General features: G+C 69.0%; 10 protein-coding genes. 9 read left to right on the top strand and 1 reads right to left on the bottom strand.

What is annotated here, in order from left to right:
* The first annotated feature begins 360 nt into the window (after nucleotides 1-360).
* From ASC87_RS15820 to ASC87_RS15800, 5 genes are all read left to right on the top strand, one after another.
* A complete protein-coding gene (locus tag ASC87_RS15820) occupies nucleotides 361-1,137 on the top strand; it encodes an MBL fold metallo-hydrolase (protein WP_056663800.1) in 777 nt (258 codons plus the stop codon).
* A 202-nt stretch (nucleotides 1,138-1,339) separates the two neighbouring features.
* The gene (locus ASC87_RS15815; RefSeq protein ID WP_056663798.1) at nucleotides 1,340-1,882 is read left to right on the top strand and encodes a prepilin-type N-terminal cleavage/methylation domain-containing protein; all 543 of its coding nucleotides are present in this window, start codon (nucleotides 1,340-1,342) and stop codon (nucleotides 1,880-1,882) included.
* Nucleotides 1,883-2,016: 134 nt separating this feature from the next.
* Nucleotides 2,017-2,565 carry a pilin gene (locus ASC87_RS15810; RefSeq protein WP_056663794.1) on the top strand — a complete coding sequence of 183 codons (549 nt, stop codon included), beginning with the start codon at nucleotides 2,017-2,019 and terminating at the stop codon, nucleotides 2,563-2,565.
* Nucleotides 2,566-2,600: 35 nt separating this feature from the next.
* Complete coding sequence (gene tfpZ, locus ASC87_RS15805) at nucleotides 2,601-3,368, top strand: TfpX/TfpZ family type IV pilin accessory protein (protein ID WP_056663792.1); 768 nt, start codon at nucleotides 2,601-2,603, stop codon at nucleotides 3,366-3,368.
* A gap of 86 nt (nucleotides 3,369-3,454) precedes the next feature.
* Nucleotides 3,455-5,227: a PglL family O-oligosaccharyltransferase gene (locus tag ASC87_RS15800; protein ID WP_056663789.1), complete on the top strand. Its 1,773-nt coding sequence runs from the start codon at nucleotides 3,455-3,457 to the stop codon at nucleotides 5,225-5,227.
* 1 nt (nucleotide 5,228) lies between these two features.
* Here ASC87_RS15800 and moaC read toward each other — a convergent pair whose 3' ends face one another.
* Nucleotides 5,229-5,729: a cyclic pyranopterin monophosphate synthase MoaC gene (gene moaC / locus ASC87_RS15795; RefSeq protein WP_056663786.1), complete on the bottom strand. Its 501-nt coding sequence runs from the start codon at nucleotides 5,727-5,729 to the stop codon at nucleotides 5,229-5,231.
* 130 nt (nucleotides 5,730-5,859) lie between these two features.
* On the opposite strand from moaC, the gene ASC87_RS15790 reads away from it, so the two are divergent.
* The 4 genes from ASC87_RS15790 (at nucleotide 5,860) to alaC (ending at nucleotide 16,709) form a co-directional block, all read left to right on the top strand.
* Nucleotides 5,860-7,347, top strand: a complete 1,488-nt coding sequence (locus ASC87_RS15790) for a M48 family metalloprotease (protein ID WP_235582181.1) — start codon at nucleotides 5,860-5,862, stop codon at nucleotides 7,345-7,347.
* A 226-nt stretch (nucleotides 7,348-7,573) separates the two neighbouring features.
* Nucleotides 7,574-13,321, top strand: a complete 5,748-nt coding sequence (locus tag ASC87_RS15785) for an Ig-like domain-containing alpha-2-macroglobulin family protein (protein WP_056663781.1) — start codon at nucleotides 7,574-7,576, stop codon at nucleotides 13,319-13,321.
* A gap of 20 nt (nucleotides 13,322-13,341) precedes the next feature.
* Entirely contained in the window at nucleotides 13,342-15,408 is a 2,067-nt protein-coding gene (gene pbpC / locus ASC87_RS15780) for a penicillin-binding protein 1C (protein ID WP_157604073.1), read from the top strand.
* Between the two features lie 98 nt (nucleotides 15,409-15,506).
* On the top strand, nucleotides 15,507-16,709 hold the full coding sequence (gene alaC / locus ASC87_RS15775) for an alanine transaminase (protein ID WP_056663779.1): 1,203 nt from the start codon (nucleotides 15,507-15,509) through the stop codon (nucleotides 16,707-16,709).
* Nucleotides 16,710-16,956: the final 247 nt, after the last annotated feature.

Genomic DNA, 16,956 nt, shown 5'->3' with positions numbered 1-16,956 from the left:
AGAAGAGGTGAGGCAAGCAGCTTGACGGCGGATGCGACAACTACCTTGACACACACCGCGCGACCAGAAAGGTAACTCGGCTGCCGGGCCGAGACCCGGCGCGGCCTCGCGCAGCGAGAAAACGCCACCCGTAGCGAACCAAGGGGGAGGGCAGGGGGCACCCCCATGCCGTGACACACATCACGCCCGTTTCCTCTAGGTACACATCGACATCGACAACCGCTCGCAAATGCGACTTTGCCCGCTTGCGCAGGGGGGCGGTCGCCGTCAGCATCGGGGGACAGATTCCGAGTCTCCCGCCCACGGGAGCCGCCTCCATGGCTGCCTCGCGAGGGGGGCCAGCTCCTCTCCGATACACGCATGAAAATCCGCGTCCTCGGTTGCTCCGGCGCCATCGCTGCCGGCAGCCGAACCACTGCCTTTCTGGTCGACCACGACGTGCTGGTCGACGCCGGGACGGGCGTGGGTGACCTCTCGCTCGACGAGCTCGCATCCGTCGACCACATCCTGGTCAGCCACTCACACCTGGACCACGTGCTGTCGATCGGCCTGCTGGCCGATACCGTCATGCGCAAGCGCATGGCCGCCCGCCGCCCGCCGATCCAGGTGCACGCGCTGCCCGAGACCCTCGATGCGCTGCAGACCCACATCTTCAACGGCGTCATCTGGCCCGACTTCACCCGCCTGCCGAGTGTCGAGCGCCCTGCGCTGGTGCTCGTGCCGTTTCGGCTGGGCGACCGCCTGGTGCTCGGCGGGAAACGGTTCGAGGTGCTGAGCGCCGCGCACACCGTTCCGGCGGTAGGTTTCGCCCTGGAAGGTGCGGAAGGTCACTGGGTGTTCACCGGTGACACCGGCCCGAACCCGGCTCTTTGGGAGCGCCTGGCGAACATGCCGGTGGCCCACCTGGTCATCGAGACAGCGTTCTCGGACGACGAACACGAGCTGGCCCGCATCAGCAGGCACCTGTGTCCCGCCGAGCTGAGTCGAGAGCTGGCAAAGCTTCCCGGGAGTGTTGACGTTCACATCACCCACATCAAACCCGGCGAGGTGGCCAGCGTGATGGAAGAAGTGGGGGCACTTTCCACGCCCCACCGCATCTCACCGTTGTTCGCTGGCCAGGTTCTCGATCTCGATTGATCGCCATGCCAGCCGGCGCGTCCCGACCGGTTGTGACCATTTCTGTCAGTTACAGCCCGCCTCGTGACGGTGCTTTCCGGACACGGTGACCCAACGTGTCAGAACAGCGGTCAGATTCCACAGCTTTTCGGCCATTCACGGCTGGCACGGCGACTGCAACTAAGCAACCGTGTCCACCCCCGATTCCAACAGGAGTTTTTCCATGAAGCGTTCCATCCAAAAAGGTTTCACCCTCATCGAACTGATGATCGTTGTCGCGATCATCGGCATTCTGGCTGCCGTCGCTCTGCCGGCGTACCAGGACTACACCGTCCGCGCCCGCGTGACTGAAGGTCTGAGCCTGGCCGAAAGCGCCAAGCAAGACATCGCTTCGGACGGCTCGGCTTCTGCCCTCGACCTGGCACGTGTTGTCGCGACCTGGAACGCCCAAGCCGCCGCTACGGGCGCCAACAGCAAGTACGTCAACAGCGTGCTGATCGGTGCCAACGGCAACATCGCCGTGACGTACAACCCGACGTCCGTTGGTGTCGCTGCTACCGCCAACGTCATCAACCTGGCTCCGTACGTTCGCACGGCCGCCGCTGGCACCGCTGTGACGCTGGTCGCCGCTCAAACCGCTGGTGACAGCGGTGCGATCGACTGGGCCTGCGCTTCGGCCACGAAGGTCAGCGCCACCAACAACAACATGGGCTCGGTCGCTGTTGGCACGCTGCTCGCCAAGTACGCCCCTGCGGCTTGCCGCTGATCCGCTCTGCGGATTGGTTGAAAAAGGCGCCTAGGCGCCTTTTTTCATGACCGCACCGTTCAGGGGTCGGTGCGAGGGGCACGGCCCCGACTCAGCGCAGACTCATTGAACTGCGCACACTTGGGAGCGTCCGCATGAACACATCGAACAAGCCTTTCCTCGCCGGCGTCCAACGGGGTTTCACCCTGGTCGAGTTGATGATCGTCGTGGCGGTCATCGGCATCCTGGCCGCGTTGGCGCTTCCGGCCTATCAGGATTACCTCATTCGCTCCCGGATCTCGGAGGGCGTTGGGCTGGTTGCGGACGCAAAGGTCGCGGTCAGCACTTCGGCGCAAACAGCCGCTGACTTGGCGGCTGCCGCTGCGACGTTCAACAACGCTGCCCCGGCATCGAAATACGTCCGTTCCGTGACCGTTGACGGCACCACTGGGGTGATCACCGTCACCTATAACGAAGCCAATGTAGGAAACATCGCCGCCAGCAGCACGTTGTTGGTGACACCTTATCTGCAGGCCGGCGGCGCGCCCATCGCACTGTCCGTCGCGCTTTCCAGCAGCGGAGGCTCCACGGGGATCCTCGATTGGGGCTGCTCGTCGTCCACTAATGTGCGCTCGGTGGCGCGGGGCCTCGACAGCGCCGTGGGCACGCTCGAATCCCGCTACGCACCCGCCGAGTGCCGTTGACGAGACCCTCTCTGAACAGGTAGCCTCCGGGCCCCATGCTGGCCTCACTTCACCTGAAACAACGCACGCGCGCCGGAGCCATCCACCTGGCGATCTCCTTTGCCGTCGCCGCGCTGGCGGCGGGGCTCGTGTTCGGTTTGTGGTACCCCGGCGCCTTCCGGTCGCTGGCAGGAGGCCGCGAACTGTTTTTCCTGGTCGTGTCGGTGGACGTGGTCATGGGACCGGTGCTGACCTTCGCGGTCTTCGACCTCACCCGCAAGACCTGGCCCCACCTGCGCCGCGACCTGATCACCATCGGTGTGCTTCAGATGGCCGCACTCGGGTACGGCTTGCACACGGTGTACGCCGTGCGGCCAGTGGCGCTTGTGTTCGAAGTCGACCGCTTGCGGGTGATCAGTGCTGCCGACGTGCAACTCTCCGAACTGCCCGTCGCGCGGCCCGAGTACCAGCGTCTTCCCCTGACCGGACCGTGGCAACTCGCGGCGCGGGAACCGGCCGCAGGCGCCGAAAACACAGAGTCCTTGTTCATGGGGCTGAAGGGCGTGGACCTCGGTCAACGCCCCTCCTTCTGGCAACCCTACGACGAAGCCTTGCCCCGCATCCTCGCGCGCACGCGACCCATCCAGCAACTGCTCGCCAGGTTCCCCGCGCGCCAGCCCGAATTGATGGCAGCCCTCGCCGACGCGGGCCTGGACGCCAGCACCGCGCGCTTCATTCCCGTCTCGGCGCGGGGCGAGTGGGTGGCGCTGCTCGACGCCACCGGCCACGTGGCCGGTTTTGCACCCTTCGACGGCTTCTTCTGAGCCGACCGCGTCGATCCGTGGCCGGCGCTGTCCGGCCTGAGTCAGAATCGCGGCTTTTGCAGAACAGCCGCCCGAGGCCCCCGTCGATGGACCGCCCACCCCCTGCCCGTCCGCTTTCCCTGCCCACGGCCCTGTGCGCCGCGGCCATTTCGCTGCCGGCCTTGCTGGCCTGGAACCTTCCGCCGTCGAGCACCTTCCTGAACCAGGCCACTGCGCTGGTGGGGTGGGGCGTGTTCGCGATGTCACTCTCTGCCCGACCGGATGGTCGCCACGCAGGGCGCCACTCGAGCGGCTTCTGGGCAGTGATCGCCGCGCTGGCGGTGCTGGGCGCTGCCGCGCTGCTGGCACCCTGGACATCGTCCCTGCCCAGCGGGCTGGCATTCTCGTCCGCGGGCCTGCTGGGTGCGGCCCTGGCGGCCGTGACCGTCGCGGCCCGAGCGCGCCAGCGTGGGTGGGGGGACCCGACGTTCGAGGCCTTCTGCCTCGCGCTCTTGCTGGCCGGGGTGTTCAGCCTCGTGATTGCGCTCATCCAGTACTTTGCGCCCAACGTGCCCGATGGCGACTGGCTCGCAAGGCCCGGCGCCGGCGCGCGCGTCGGGGGCAACCTTCGCCAGCCCAACCATCTGAGTTCGCTGCTGCTGTGGTCCTTGACCGCCGTGGTGTGGCTGCAGGCCGCGTGGTCGCGCCGCCATGCCGGCCGTCCGGTCGTGGTGAATGCCTTCACCGCGCTGGCCATGCTCGCCTTTACCTTCGGTGTGGTGCTGACGGTGTCCCGCACCGGCGCCGTCTGCATCCTGCTGCTGGCCCTGTGGGGCGTGATCGACAAGCAGCTCCCCCGCTTCACGCGCGTGCTGCTATGGCTGCTCCCCCTGTTCCTCGTGCTCTTCTGGATGGGCATCACCGAGTGGGCTGCTGCATCCCAGCACGCGTTCGCCGGCAACGACCAGCTGCACAAGGGCGACCTCTCCAGCTCGCGCTTCGGCATCTGGAAAAACACGCTGAGCCTGATCGCCCAGCACCCGTGGACTGGCGTGGGCTGGGGCGAGTTCAACTTCGCGTGGACGTTGACGCCATTCCCGGGCCGCCCGGTGGCCTTCTTCGACCACACACACAACCTGCCGCTGCAGCTCGCGGTGGAGATCGGCATCCCGCTCGCGGTGCTGGTGATGGCGCTGGTGGCCGTGGCGCTGGTGTGGGCCTTCAACCAGGCCAGGCGGCAGGAGGGCCAGGAGCGCACCACGTCCGTGGCCGCGCTGGTGATGGTGCTGATGATCGGCATCCACAGCCTGCTCGAGTACCCGCTCTGGTACGCCTACTTCCTGCTGCCGGCGGCGTTCGCCTTCGGCACCGCGCTGGCGCGGCCGCCCGAACCCGATGCCCGAAGCGGGCCCGCGACGAGGTCGCCGTGGCTGATCGCCGCGTCCGCCGCGGTGGCGCTGGCCGGCATCGTCGCCGTGTGGGACTACCAGCGTGTCGTGCAGATCTTCGCGCCCGACGCCAACGCACCGCCGCTGGAAGAGCGCATCGCCGCCGGCCAGCGCAGCTGGTTCTTCGCCCACCATGCGGACTACGCCGCGGTCACCACGGCCCTGCACCCGTCGGCTGAGATGCCCGGCTTCGCCCGCGCGCCCCATTACCTGCTGGATGCACGCCTGATGATCGCGTGGTCGAAGGCCCTCGCCGAACAAGGTGACCTGGAGCGCGCCCGCTACGTGGCAGCACGCCTGAAGGAGTTCAACCACCCGTTGGGCACCACGTTCTTTGCGGAGTGCGACAAGCCGCCCGCCAACGGGCCGCTGCCGTTCCAGTGCACACCGCCTTCGACGGCGCTGACCTTCGAGGACTTCCGCAAGCGCTGAATCAGGCGGCCGGCGCGCTCCAGTCGCCCGACTTGCCGCCGTGCTTTTCCAGCACGCGGATCTCACCCATCACCATGCCGCGGTCGGCCGCCTTGCACATGTCATAGACGGTCAGCAGGCCCACCTGCACGGCGGTCAGCGCTTCCATCTCGACCCCGGTGCGCCCCAGGGTCTCCACCTGCGCGGTGCAACGCACGGTGCTGGCCGCCTCGTCGATGTCGAACGACACGGCCACGCGCGTGATGGGCAACGGGTGGCACAGCGGCACCAGTTCGGCCGTGCGCTTGCTGCCCTGGATGGCCGCGATGCGGGCCACGCCGAGCACGTCGCCCTTCTTGGCGGTGCCGCCCGTGATCAGTGCGAGGGTGGCCGGCAGCATGCGGATCACCCCGGTGGCGATGGCAATGCGATGGGTCTCGGCCTTGGCGGACACGTCGACCATGTGCGCCTGCCCCTGGCTGTCGAAATGGGTCAGCGGGGAGGAAGGCGGGGGCGTGGACATGGTCTGGAAACAAAGGGGGAATCGGTCACTGGCATGATAGCGGCACCGAATCCTGGCTGACGTCTTGAAACCGTTTCCCCGATCCCGCGCTCCCCGTTGGCTGGCCGCCCTGTGCGCCGCCTCGATGCTGATGCCCCCGGCACTGACGCCCAGCCTGGCGCAGAGCCGCCTGCCCGCGCTCGGCGACCAGATTTCCGACTCGTTCGGCGTGGGCACCGAACGCAAGCTCGGCGACCAGATCATGCGGGAGATCCGCGTCGACCCCGACTACATCGACGACCCCGTGCTGCTCGAATACCTCGAGTCGCTGTGGAGCCCGCTGGTGGCCGCGGCACGTTTGCGCGGCGACATCGAAACCGAACTCGACCAGCGTTTCGCGTGGGAGGCCTTCCTCGTGCGCGACCGCAGCGTCAACGCGTTTGCGCTGCCCGGCGGTTACGTGGGGGTTCACCTGGGCTTGATCTCCATGACGGCCACGCGTGACGAACTGGCGTCGGTGCTGGCGCACGAGATGTCGCACGTGACGCAGCGCCACATCGCCCGTGGCATCGTCAACAGCAAGCGCACGTCCATCATGAGTGTCGCGGCCATGATCGTGGGCGTGCTGATCGCCAGCCGCAGCAACCGTGGCGACAGCGCCAACGCGGTGCTGGCCGGCGGCCAGGCGCTGGCCGCGCAGGGCTCGCTCAACTTCTCGCGCGACATGGAACGCGAAGCCGACCGCATCGGTTTCGCGGTGATGTCCACCGCCGGCTTCGCGCCGGGGGGCATGGCGGCCATGTTCGAGAAACTCGACCAATCGTCCCGCCTGAACGACAGCGGCGGCTACCCGTACCTGCGCAGCCACCCGCTGTCCACCGAGCGCATCGGCGAAGCCCGCGCTCGCCTCGGTTCCGCGCCGGCGGTGCCACCGGTCAGCGTGCTGGCCCACTCGGCGGCCCAGGCCCGCGCCCGGGTGCTGATGGACTCCCGCGCCGTCTCGCTGCGCCGCCTCGAGGCACAACCGGTGGAAAGCGGTGCGCCGGTGGCCGACCAGCTGATGGGCGCGTATGCGCGCGGCCTGTCTGCCACGCTGCTGCGCGACTGGCCCCAGGCCGATGAGGCCATCGGCACTGCGCTCGGCATCGTGCGTGGCAACCCGCGCAGCGACGCCGCGGCCGAACGGGCCGTGGTGCTGCTCGCGGTGCAGTCGCAGCTGGAGCGGGGCAACGTGGCGCGGGCGAACGAGCTGCTCAAGCCTTACATGGACACCGTGAGCGAGTCCCGCCCCGTGCTGTTGCTGGCATCCCAGGCCGCGCTGGCCACGAAGGACCGCCCCGCAATGCAGCGGTACGCCGACGAACTGCAGACCTGGACCAGCGTCCACCCGAAGGACGCCTCCGCCTGGCTGATGCTCAGCCGCCTGTGGACCCAGATGGATTTCCGCCTGCGCTCCTTGCGGGCGGAAGCCGAGTCCCGCATCGCGCTTGGCGACTACACCGGCGGCGTCGACCGCCTGCGCGCCGGCCAACGGGCTGCGCGCGGCCCGCGCACCGCGGACTTCATCGAGGCGTCGGTCATCGACGCGAGACTCCGCGACATCGAGCGCCTGCGGCGCCAAGACGAACGCCAGGAATAGGGCCCCCCAGTCGCTTCGCTCCTGCCCCCAAGGGGCGCCCGCGGTCGCCCGGGGGACCCGGGCTCGGCGGTAGCTTGATCGGCGGCTTCGCTTCGCTGGCCTGGTCTGGTCTGGTCTGGTCTGGTCTGGTCTGGTGTGTCGTCGGGCCCACGGCCCCGTTGAGAGGGGGCCTCCGGCGCCCCTACACCCGTTATCCTTGCGGCCAAATTAGGGCAGGGATCTCTTGATGACGTTTTCTTCCGTTCGACGCGCACTCCTCGCGGCCGCCACCCTGGTGTTCGCCGCCGCGGCACCCGCCGCGACCGTCGTTTCCGTGACCCCGCAGGGCGAGGTGGCCCAGGTGCGCCAGGTGACGGTGAAGTTCTCGGAGGCGGTCGTGCCCCTTGGCGATCTGCGGTTGCCCGACCCGTTCAGCCTCGCATGCGAAGGCAAGGTGCCGCCTGGCGCGGGTCGCTGGTCCGACGACCGGGTGTGGCTCTACGACTTCAACGACGCACTGCCGCCCGGGGTGCGCTGCACGCTGCAGGCCAAGCCCGAATGGAAGCCGCTGCAAGGCACGCTCACCGGTGCCACGAAGTACGACTTCAGCACCGGAGGCCCGGCCGTGCTGTCGATCCAGCCGTCCAGCGGCAGGGATTCGCCCATCGAGGAAGACCAGCACTTCGTGCTGTCGCTGAGCGGTGCTGCCACGCCGTCGTCGGTCACGGCCAACACCCGCTGCGAGATCGAAGGCCTCGGTGACCGCCTGCCCGTGCAGGTGGTGACGGGCAGGGACCGCGACGAGATCCTCACGTCCCTCGGCCATTCGAAAGCCCAGGCCGACCGCACCCTCGTGGTCCATTGCGGCCGCACGCTGCCGGCCGACACCCCGGTGCGCCTCGTCTGGGGCAAGGGCATCGCCGCCGCGGCCAACCCGGCCGTCGTCACGAAGGTCGACCAGCGGTTCCAGTTCCGCGTGCGCCCCGTGCTGCGCGCCGAGTTCTCGTGCAGCCGCGAACGCGCCGGGGCCCCGTGCTGGCCGCTGAGTGACCTGCAGGTCACGTTCACCGCGGCGGTACCGCGGGCGCTCGCGGAAAAGGCCCGACTCGTGCCGGAACAGGGCAAATCCATCGCCCCCACGATCGAACGCGGCGGCTCAGACGTGAATTCGCTGACGTTCAAGGGCCCGCTGCCACCCGAGATGACGTTCCGCCTGGAACTGCCGTCCGACCTGAAGGACACGAGCGGCCGGCCGTTGGCGAACGCGTCGTCGTTCCCGCTGGACGTGGCCACCGGCGACGCGCCGCCCATCGCCAAGTTCGCCACCGCACCGTTCGGCGTGATCGAACGCAACGCCGAGCCGATGCTGCCCGTCACGCTGCGCCACGTGCAGGGTGACCTGCGCCCCGGAGCCTCGAGCGGCGCGGTGCGCACGCTGCGCTTGAAGACCGACGCCGACATCCTGAGCTGGTACACCCGCCTCAAGAAGGGCCACGAGGACTGGGATCGCCGCGGCACGTCGATGCTCAAGTCGCAGAAGGGCGCCACGCTCGCGCAGCTGCCGCAACTCGTGGGTGGTGACCCCCGGCCGTTCGAGGTGGTGGGCATCCCGATGAACGAGGCGGGGTACCACGTGGTCGAGATCGAGTCGCGCCGCCTCGGCGAAAGCCTGCTCGACCGCAAGGCGCCCATGTACGTGCGCACCGGCGTGCTGGTCACGAACCTTGCGGTGCACTTCAAGCAGAGCCAGGAAAACGCCCTCGTGTGGGTGACCACGCTCGACAAGGCCCGGCCCGTCGAAGGCGCTGAGGTGACCATCAACGATTGCCGCGGCACGCGGCTGTGGAGCGGCCGCACCGACGTGAACGGCCTCGCACGCGTGGGCGCACCCATCGAGTCCCCACGCGGCAATTGTGAATCGCCTGACGGCCTGATGGTCGTCGCCCGCCTGAACGACCGCAGCGGCGGCGACGGTGACATGGCCTTCGTGTTCAGCAGCTGGACCAAGGGCATCGAGTCGTGGCGTTTCGGCCTGCCTCGCAACTACGACCACGAGGCCACCGCACGCGCCCACACCGTCTTCGACCGCACGCTGTTGCGCGCCGGCGAAACCCTGTCGATGAAACACTTCATCCGCACCGAAACGTCCGCCGGCCTCGCGCCGCTGAAGGCGGCCGAGCTGCCCTCCAGCCTGAAGATCATGCACGAAGGCACCGGCCGGACGTTCGAACAACCGCTCACCTGGCAGGGCACCCGCTACGCGGTGTCCACCTGGAACATTCCCGCGAACGCGACGCTCGGGGTCTACACCGTGCAGATGCAACGCGACCGGCCCGACTCCCGCCAACCGCAAACCTGGACCACCGGCTCGTTCCGCGTCGAAGAGTTCCGCGTTCCGCTGGTGGATGCGAAGCTCAGCGGGCCGAAGGGTCCCGTGGTGGCGCCGCGCGAACTGCCGGTGGGTGTGCAGCTGACCTACCTGTCGGGCGGCGGCATGGCGCAGGGCGGGTTGCGTGTGTCGGCGATGCTGAAGGGCCGCTACGTCCAGTTCAACGGCTACGAGGGCTTTTCGTTCGAGCCGCCGCGTGACCTGTCGGGCCAGCATGACGAAGGCGAGGGTGAGGGCGAGGTGCCGGGCGACGGCAAGCTGGTGGCCGACAAGCTGCCGCTCGCCACCGACAAGAACGGCGCGGCCACGGTCACGCTGAAGGACCTGCCGGCGCTGAAGGTGCCAGGTGAGATCGTCACCGAACTCAGTTTCAACGACCCGAACGGCGAAGTGCAGACGGCCTCGATGCGCACGGCCGTGTGGCCGAGTGGTGTGGTGCTGGGCATCAAGACCGGCTCGTGGGTCAGCACGAAGGGGCGTGTGCAGTTCCAGGTGCTGGCGCTCGACACCACCGGCCGGCCCATCAAGAGCCAGGCCGTCGAGGTGCGCGGGCAGTGGGCGCAGCAGACCAGCACGCGCAAGCGGCTGGTGGGCGGCTTCTATGCGTACGACAACCGCACCGAGGCCAAGGACCTCGGCAGCCTGTGCAGCGGCAAGACCGATGACCGCGGCCTGGTGCTGTGCGAGGCCACGCTGAACAATGCCGGCGAAGTGCAGCTCGTGGCGCAGGCCAAGGATGGCGCGGGCAATGCCGCACAGGCCGGCGCGAGCGTGTGGGTCACGCGCCAGGGCGAGATGTGGTTCGCGCAGGACAACGACGACCGCATCGACGTGTTGCCCGAGAAGAAGTTCTACCAGCCGGGTGAGGTGGCCCGCCTGCAGGTGCGCATGCCGTTCCGCGAGGCCACGGCGCTCGTGAGCGTCGAGCGCGAGGGCATCGTCGACACCCGCGTGGTGCGCCTGCGCGGCGACGACCCCACGGTCGAGGTGAAGGTGGAGCGCAACTGGGGCCCCAACGTCTACGTCAGCGTGTTGGCGCTGCGTGGCCGCGTGCGCGACGTGCCGTGGTATTCGCTGTTCACGTGGGGCTGGCGTGACCCGGTGGACTGGGCGCGTGCGTACTGGTACGAGGGCCGCGAGTACGAGGCCCCCACCGCGATGGTGGACCTCTCGAAACCCGCGTTCAAGCTGGGCGTGGCCTCCTTTTCGGTGGGCGTGGCCGACCACGAGCTGAAGGTGGCAGTGACCGCCGACAAGCCGCAGTACTCGGTGCGCCAGACGGCCACCGCGCGCATCAAGGTCACGCAGGACGGCAAACCCGTGAAGGGCGGCGCGATCGCGTTCGCGGCCGTCGACGAGGGCCTGCTGGCCCTGCGCGACAACACCTCATGGGACCTGCTGGGGGCGATGATGCAACCGCGCGGCTGGAGCGTGGAGACCAGCACCGGCCAGGGCGAGATCATCGGCAAGCGCCACTATGGGCGCAAGGCGCTGCCCGCGGGCGGCGACGGGGGGCGCAACCCCACGCGCGAGCTGTTCGACACGCTGCTGCTGTGGAAGGCCAACGTGCCGCTCGACGCCAACGGCGAGGCCGTCGTGCAGGTGCCGCTGAACGATTCGCTCACCAGCTTCCGCCTCGTGGCGGTGGCCGATGCCGGCGTGCAGCAGTTCGGCTCCGGCCACACCAGCATCAAGGTCACGCAGGACTTGCAGATGCTGCCGGGCCTGCCGCCGCTCGTGCGCGAGGGCGATCAATTCACCGCGATGCTGACGCTGCGCAACACCACCGCGCGTGACATGACCGTGCGCGCGTCCTTGTCCGCCACCGCGAACAAGGCCTTGCCGGGCAAGACCGACCTGCAGCGCGAACCGCTGACGCTTGCACCGCAGGAAGTCGCGTTGCCCGCGGGCAGCGCGAAGGACGTGGTGTGGGGCGTGACCGTTCCCCCCGACGCCGTGAGCCTGTCGTGGGAAGGTTCGGCCGAGGAGCTGGGCGGCGACAAAGTGCGTGACCGCCTCAAGTTCAACCAGCTCGTGAGCCCGGCCGTGCCGGTGCGCGTGCTGCAGGCCACGCTGCAGCAGCTCGACGGCAGCGCCACGCTGCCGGTGGCGGCGCCGGCCGATGCCCTCGCGATGGGCGGCGTGCTGCGCGGCGGCTTGAACGTGGGCGTGCAGGCGTCGCTCACCGGCGCGTTGCCGGGCATGCGCCGGTTCTTCGAGACGTACCCGTACGTGTGCCTCGAGCAGAAGACGTCGAAGGCCGTGGGCCTGCGAGACAAGGCGATGTGGTCCGCGGTGTCGAACGAGCTGCCCACGTACCTCGACAGCGACGGCCTCGCGGCGTACTTCCCGCTGCGCGCAGGCGATGCCCCGCGCGGCAGCGACCGCCTGACGGCCTACCTGCTGGCCGCCACCCACGAGGCGGGTTTCGCGCTCGCCACCCCGGCGCGCGACAGCATGCTCGAAGGCCTCACCGCCTTCGTCGAGGGCCGCATCGAACGGAAGTTCTGGTCGCCGCGTGACGACCTGGACGTGCGCAAGCTGGCCGCCATCGAGGCCCTGTCGCGCTACAACCGCGCCACACCGAAGATGCTCGGTTCCATCAACCTCACGCCGAACCTGTGGCCCACCGCCGCGGTGATCGACTGGTACAACATCCTGCGCCGCGTGAAAGAGATCCCCGAGCAGCCCAAGCGCTTCGCCGAGGCCGAGCAGATCCTGCGCAGCCGCATGACCTACGCCGGCACCACGATGCGCTTCAGCAACGAGGACGACGACTTCTGGTGGTGGCTGATGGACAGCGCGGACGCCAACGCGGCGCGCCTGATCCTCGCGGTGCTCGACAACCCGGCCTGGCAGGACGACGTGCCGCGCATGGTCGTGGGTGCGCTGGGCCGCCAGGAACGCGGCGCGTGGCTCACCACCACGGCCAACCTGTGGGGTTCGCTCGCGCTCGACAAGTTCGCGGCGAAGTTCGAGTCGGCGCGCATCGCGGGCCGCACCGTGGCCACCACCGGTGGCCCGTCGCTGGCCATCGACTGGGCGCGCCAGCCGAAGGGCGGGGCGGTGATGGTGCCGTGGCCCGAGAAGACCGGCACGCTGTCCGTCACGCAGGAAGGCACCGGCAAGCCATGGCTCACGGTGCAGAGCCTGGCCGCCGTGCCGCTGAAGGCGCCATTGCGTGCCGGGTTTGCGGTGACCCGCACCGTGACCGCGGTGGAGCAGAAGGTGAAGGGTTCGTGGTCGCGCGGTGACGTGATGCGCGTGCGCCTCGACGTGGACGCGCAGTCCGACATGACGTGGGTGGTGGTCAGCGACCCGGTGCCGGGTGGCGGCACGCTGCTCGGGTCGGGCCTCGGCCGCGACAGCGAGATCGCCGCACAGCCCGCGTCGGGCGACAGGGCCGCACCCACGTTCGAGGAGCGCAGCTTCGAGGCCTTCCGCAGCTACTTCGAGTACCTGCCGAGGGGCAAGCACGTGATCGAATACACCGTGCGGCTGAACAACCCGGGCGTGTTCGCGGTGCCGCCCACGCGGGTCGAGGCGATGTACTCGCCCGAAACCTTCGGTGAAACACCCAACGCCGCGCTGGAGGTCAAGCCGTGAACCTGCGGTGGGCGCCCGTGATGCTGCTTGGCCTCGCGGCCGTGTCGGCGCACGCGGTGCCCACGTTCGCGGAGGTGCGAGCGGCCCACCGCTCGTCCGACGTGACCTTGCTCGACCGCCGGGGTGAACCCCTGCAGACGGTGCGCGTGGACCGCACCGTGCGCCGGCTCGACTGGGTGCCGCTGAAGGCCATCTCGCCGGCGCTGCTGCAGGCCATCGTGCTGAGCGAGGACCGGCGGTTCTACGAACACAGCGGCGTGGACTGGAGCGCGGTGGCCCAGAGCGCCTGGGCGAACCTGTGGAACACCCGCACGCGCGGTGCGTCCACGCTGACGATGCAGCTCGCCGGCCTGCTCGACGAGGGCCTCGCGCGGCCCGCGGGCGGCCGCTCGGTGGGGCAGAAGGTGGGCCAGGCCTACACGGCGACAAGGCTCGATGCCCGCTGGAAAAAGAGCGAGATCCTCGAGGCCTACCTGAACCTCGCGGCGTTCCGCGGCGAACTCGTGGGCATCGGCGCGCTGTCGCAGACGCTCTTTGGCAAACACCCGAGCGGGCTCGACGTGCAGGAGGCGGCCATTGCCGCATCGCTGCTGCGCGGCCCCAACGCGGGTCCCGACACGGTGGCCAAGCGCGCCTGCGGCGTGTTGCAGCTGCAGCAGCAGTCGTGCACCGGCGTGGTGTCTCTCGCGGCGTCGGCGCTCGTGCGGCGCGGCGGCCCGGCGCTCGGCGAACAGCTGGCGCCTCATTACGCCCGCCAGCTGGCGCTGGTACCCGGCCCCGCCGTGAAGACGTCGCTCGACGCGCGCACGCAGCGGTTCGCGCGCGACACGCTGCGCCGTCACCTCGCATCGCTCACGGCCCGCAACGTGGAGGACGGTGCGGTGCTCGTGCTCGACAACCGCACCGGCGAGGTGAGGGCGTGGGTGGGTTCGAGCGGCGACCTGTCGGACGCGGCCCAGGTGGACGGCGTGGTGGCCCGCCGCCAGCCCGGGTCCACGCTGAAACCCTTCATCTACGAACTCGCATTCGAGCGCCGGCTGCTGTCGCCGTCGAGCCTGATCGACGATTCGCCGGCCGAGATCTCGACGCCCACGGGCCTGTACCTGCCGCAGAACTACGACCGCCAGTTCAAGGGCTGGGTCAGCGCACGCACCGCGCTCGGTGCGAGCCTGAACGTGCCGGCCGTGCGGGTGGGGGCGTTGCTGGGCCCTGACGCCCTCGTGGCGCGCCTCAACGCCCTGGGCCTGGACCTGCCCCACGATGGTGGCCACTACGGCCCCGCGCTCGCGCTCGGGGGCGCCGACGTGACGCTGATGGCCCTCACCAACGCGTACCGTGCGCTCGCCAATGGCGGCATGTACGCACCGGTGCCCACCGCGCAGCGCCCGGCGGCGCCCAAACGCGTGGCCGACCCCGCCGCGGTATTCCTCGTCACCGACATCCTGGCCGACAACACGGCCCGTGCGCGCACGTTCGGACTCGACAGTTCGCTGGTGACGAAGGGGTTCGCGGCCGCCAAGACCGGCACCAGCAAGGACATGCGCGACAACTGGTGCATCGGGTTCACCGACCGCTACACCGTGGGGGTGTGGGTGGGCAATGCGAGCGGCGAGGCCATGCACCAGGTGAGTGGCACGAGCGGCGCGGCCCCCGTGTGGCAGGCCGTGATGCGGTACCTGCACGACGGACACCCGTCGGTGCGGGGGCCGGCGCCTGCCGGTGTCGTTGCGGAGCGTGTGCACCCGGACGGCGAACCGGTGCGCGACGACTGGTTCCTCGCGGGGATGCAGCCGGGTGGGGTGGCGCTGCCGCCACCCGCGCAGCAGCGGTTCGGCATCACCACGCCGAGGCAGGGCAGCATCTACGCGCTCGACCCCGACATCCCGCCTGCCGCACAACGCGTGGCGTTCGAGGGGGAGCGCGGCACGTGGTGGCTCGACGGCCGCCGCATCGGTCACGGTGAAAAGCTGTCGTGGGCGCCATGGCCCGGGCGGCACGAACTGCGCCTGCTCGGTCCGGGCGGGCGTGTCGTGCAGGCGGTCACGTTCGAGGTGCGGGGTGCATCGCTGAAGCCCACGAAACGTTGATCGCGCCAGACGTTTTCGGCTAGGATCGACTCAGCCGCGCCCCATTGCGCGGCAACGTCGCTCGGACGGTTCCGGGCGCTCACGTGAAAGTCCTCCCCATGTCCTCTTCGGGCAAGCGCAACTTCGCGCGCATCGATCGCCTTCCCCCCTACGTCTTCAACATCACGGCCGAGCGCAAGCTGGCCGCGCGCCGCCGCGGCGAAGACATCATCGACCTGAGCATGGGCAACCCCGATGGGGCCACGCCCGAGCACATCGTGCGCAAGCTCGTGGAAACCGCGCAGCGGCCCGACACCCACGGCTACTCGACGTCCAAGGGCATCCCGCGGTTGCGCCGCGCCATCTCGCACTGGTACCGCGACCGCTACGCGGTCGACATCGACCCCGACCACGAGGCCATCGTCACCATCGGTTCGAAGGAAGGCCTGTCGCACCTGATGCTGGCCACGCTCGACCGTGGCGACACCGTGCTGGTGCCCGACCCGAGCTACCCCATCCACATCTACGGCGCCGTGATTGCGGGGGCCGACATCCGTTCGGTGCCGGTGGGCCCGGGCGTGGACTTCTTCGGTGAACTGGAGCGTGCCATCCGCGGCAGCTATCCGAAGCCGAAGATGATCATCCTCGGGTTCCCGAGCAACCCCACCGCGCAGTGCGTGGAACTCGATTTCTTCGAGCGCGTGATCGCGCTCGCGCGCAAGCACGACATCCTCGTGGTGCACGACCTGGCGTACGCCGACATCGTGTTCGATGGCTGGAAGGCCCCGTCGATCATGCAGGTGCCCGGCGCGAAGGACATCGCGGTGGAGTTCTTCACCCTGTCGAAGAGCTACAACATGGCCGGCTGGCGCATCGGGTTCATGGTGGGCAACCCCGACCTCGTGCACGCACTGGCCCGCATCAAGAGCTACCACGACTACGGCACGTTCACCCCGCTGCAGGTGGCCGCCATCGCCGCGCTCGAAGGCGACCAGCAGTGCGTGAAGGACATCGCCGCGCAGTACCAGCGCCGGCGTGACGTGCTCTACAAGGGGTTGACGGAGGCGGGCTGGCCGGTGGAATGCCCGAAGGCGTCGATGTACATCTGGGCGCGCATCCCCGAGGCCTACCGCGCGCTCGGTTCGCTCGAGTTCTCGAAGCTGCTGCTCGACCGCGCCAAGGTGTCGGTGTCACCGGGCATCGGGTTCGGCGACCACGGCGACGACCACGTGCGGTTCGCGCTGATCGAAAACGAGTCGCGCATCCGCCAGGCCATCCGGGGCATCAAGTTGATGTTCAAGGAAGACGGCGTGGGGCGCTGACCTCCGGTGGGGCGTCCTTCGGCGGACGCCTGCGCCATGTTGTCTTGTTCGTTGCGTGTTGAGGTTTTTCTCTGGCGAGGCCGCGCCGGGTCTCGTCCCGGCAGCCGAGTTACCTTGTCTGTCGCGCCCAGAAAGGTAACCCAAAGATGCGCCCGAACACCAGCTTCCCGGAACTTTTCCCGGGCGCTCCGAGTGGCCAATCCCCCGCGCGACCACTGTCTCCAGCGGCACCGTTACCTATCCCGCG

Source organism: Rhizobacter sp. Root1221, from assembly GCF_001425785.1.
Classification (GTDB): domain Bacteria; phylum Pseudomonadota; class Gammaproteobacteria; order Burkholderiales; family Burkholderiaceae_C; genus Rhizobacter.
The sequence above is the reverse complement of the archived record's forward strand: the minus strand, read 5'-3'. Positions and strand labels throughout refer to the sequence as shown.

What these genes read in the sequence shown, in the direction of transcription:
- tfpZ (WP_056663792.1), top strand. Translation starts at nt 2,601, where the DNA reads ATGCTGGCCTCACTTCACCTGAAACAACGCACGCGCGCCGGAGCCATC.
- ASC87_RS15810 (WP_056663794.1), top strand. Translation starts at nt 2,017, where the DNA reads ATGAACACATCGAACAAGCCTTTCCTCGCCGGCGTCCAACGGGGTTTC.
- ASC87_RS15820 (WP_056663800.1), top strand. Translation starts at nt 361, where the DNA reads ATGAAAATCCGCGTCCTCGGTTGCTCCGGCGCCATCGCTGCCGGCAGC.
- alaC (WP_056663779.1), top strand. Translation starts at nt 15,507, where the DNA reads ATGTCCTCTTCGGGCAAGCGCAACTTCGCGCGCATCGATCGCCTTCCC.
- pbpC (WP_157604073.1), top strand. Translation starts at nt 13,342, where the DNA reads ATGCTGCTTGGCCTCGCGGCCGTGTCGGCGCACGCGGTGCCCACGTTC.
- ASC87_RS15790 (WP_235582181.1), top strand. Translation starts at nt 5,860, where the DNA reads ATGCCCCCGGCACTGACGCCCAGCCTGGCGCAGAGCCGCCTGCCCGCG.
- ASC87_RS15815 (WP_056663798.1), top strand. Translation starts at nt 1,340, where the DNA reads ATGAAGCGTTCCATCCAAAAAGGTTTCACCCTCATCGAACTGATGATC.
- ASC87_RS15785 (WP_056663781.1), top strand. Translation starts at nt 7,574, where the DNA reads ATGACGTTTTCTTCCGTTCGACGCGCACTCCTCGCGGCCGCCACCCTG.
- ASC87_RS15800 (WP_056663789.1), top strand. Translation starts at nt 3,455, where the DNA reads ATGGACCGCCCACCCCCTGCCCGTCCGCTTTCCCTGCCCACGGCCCTG.
- moaC (WP_056663786.1), bottom strand. Translation starts at nt 5,729, where the DNA reads ATGTCCACGCCCCCGCCTTCCTCCCCGCTGACCCATTTCGACAGCCAG.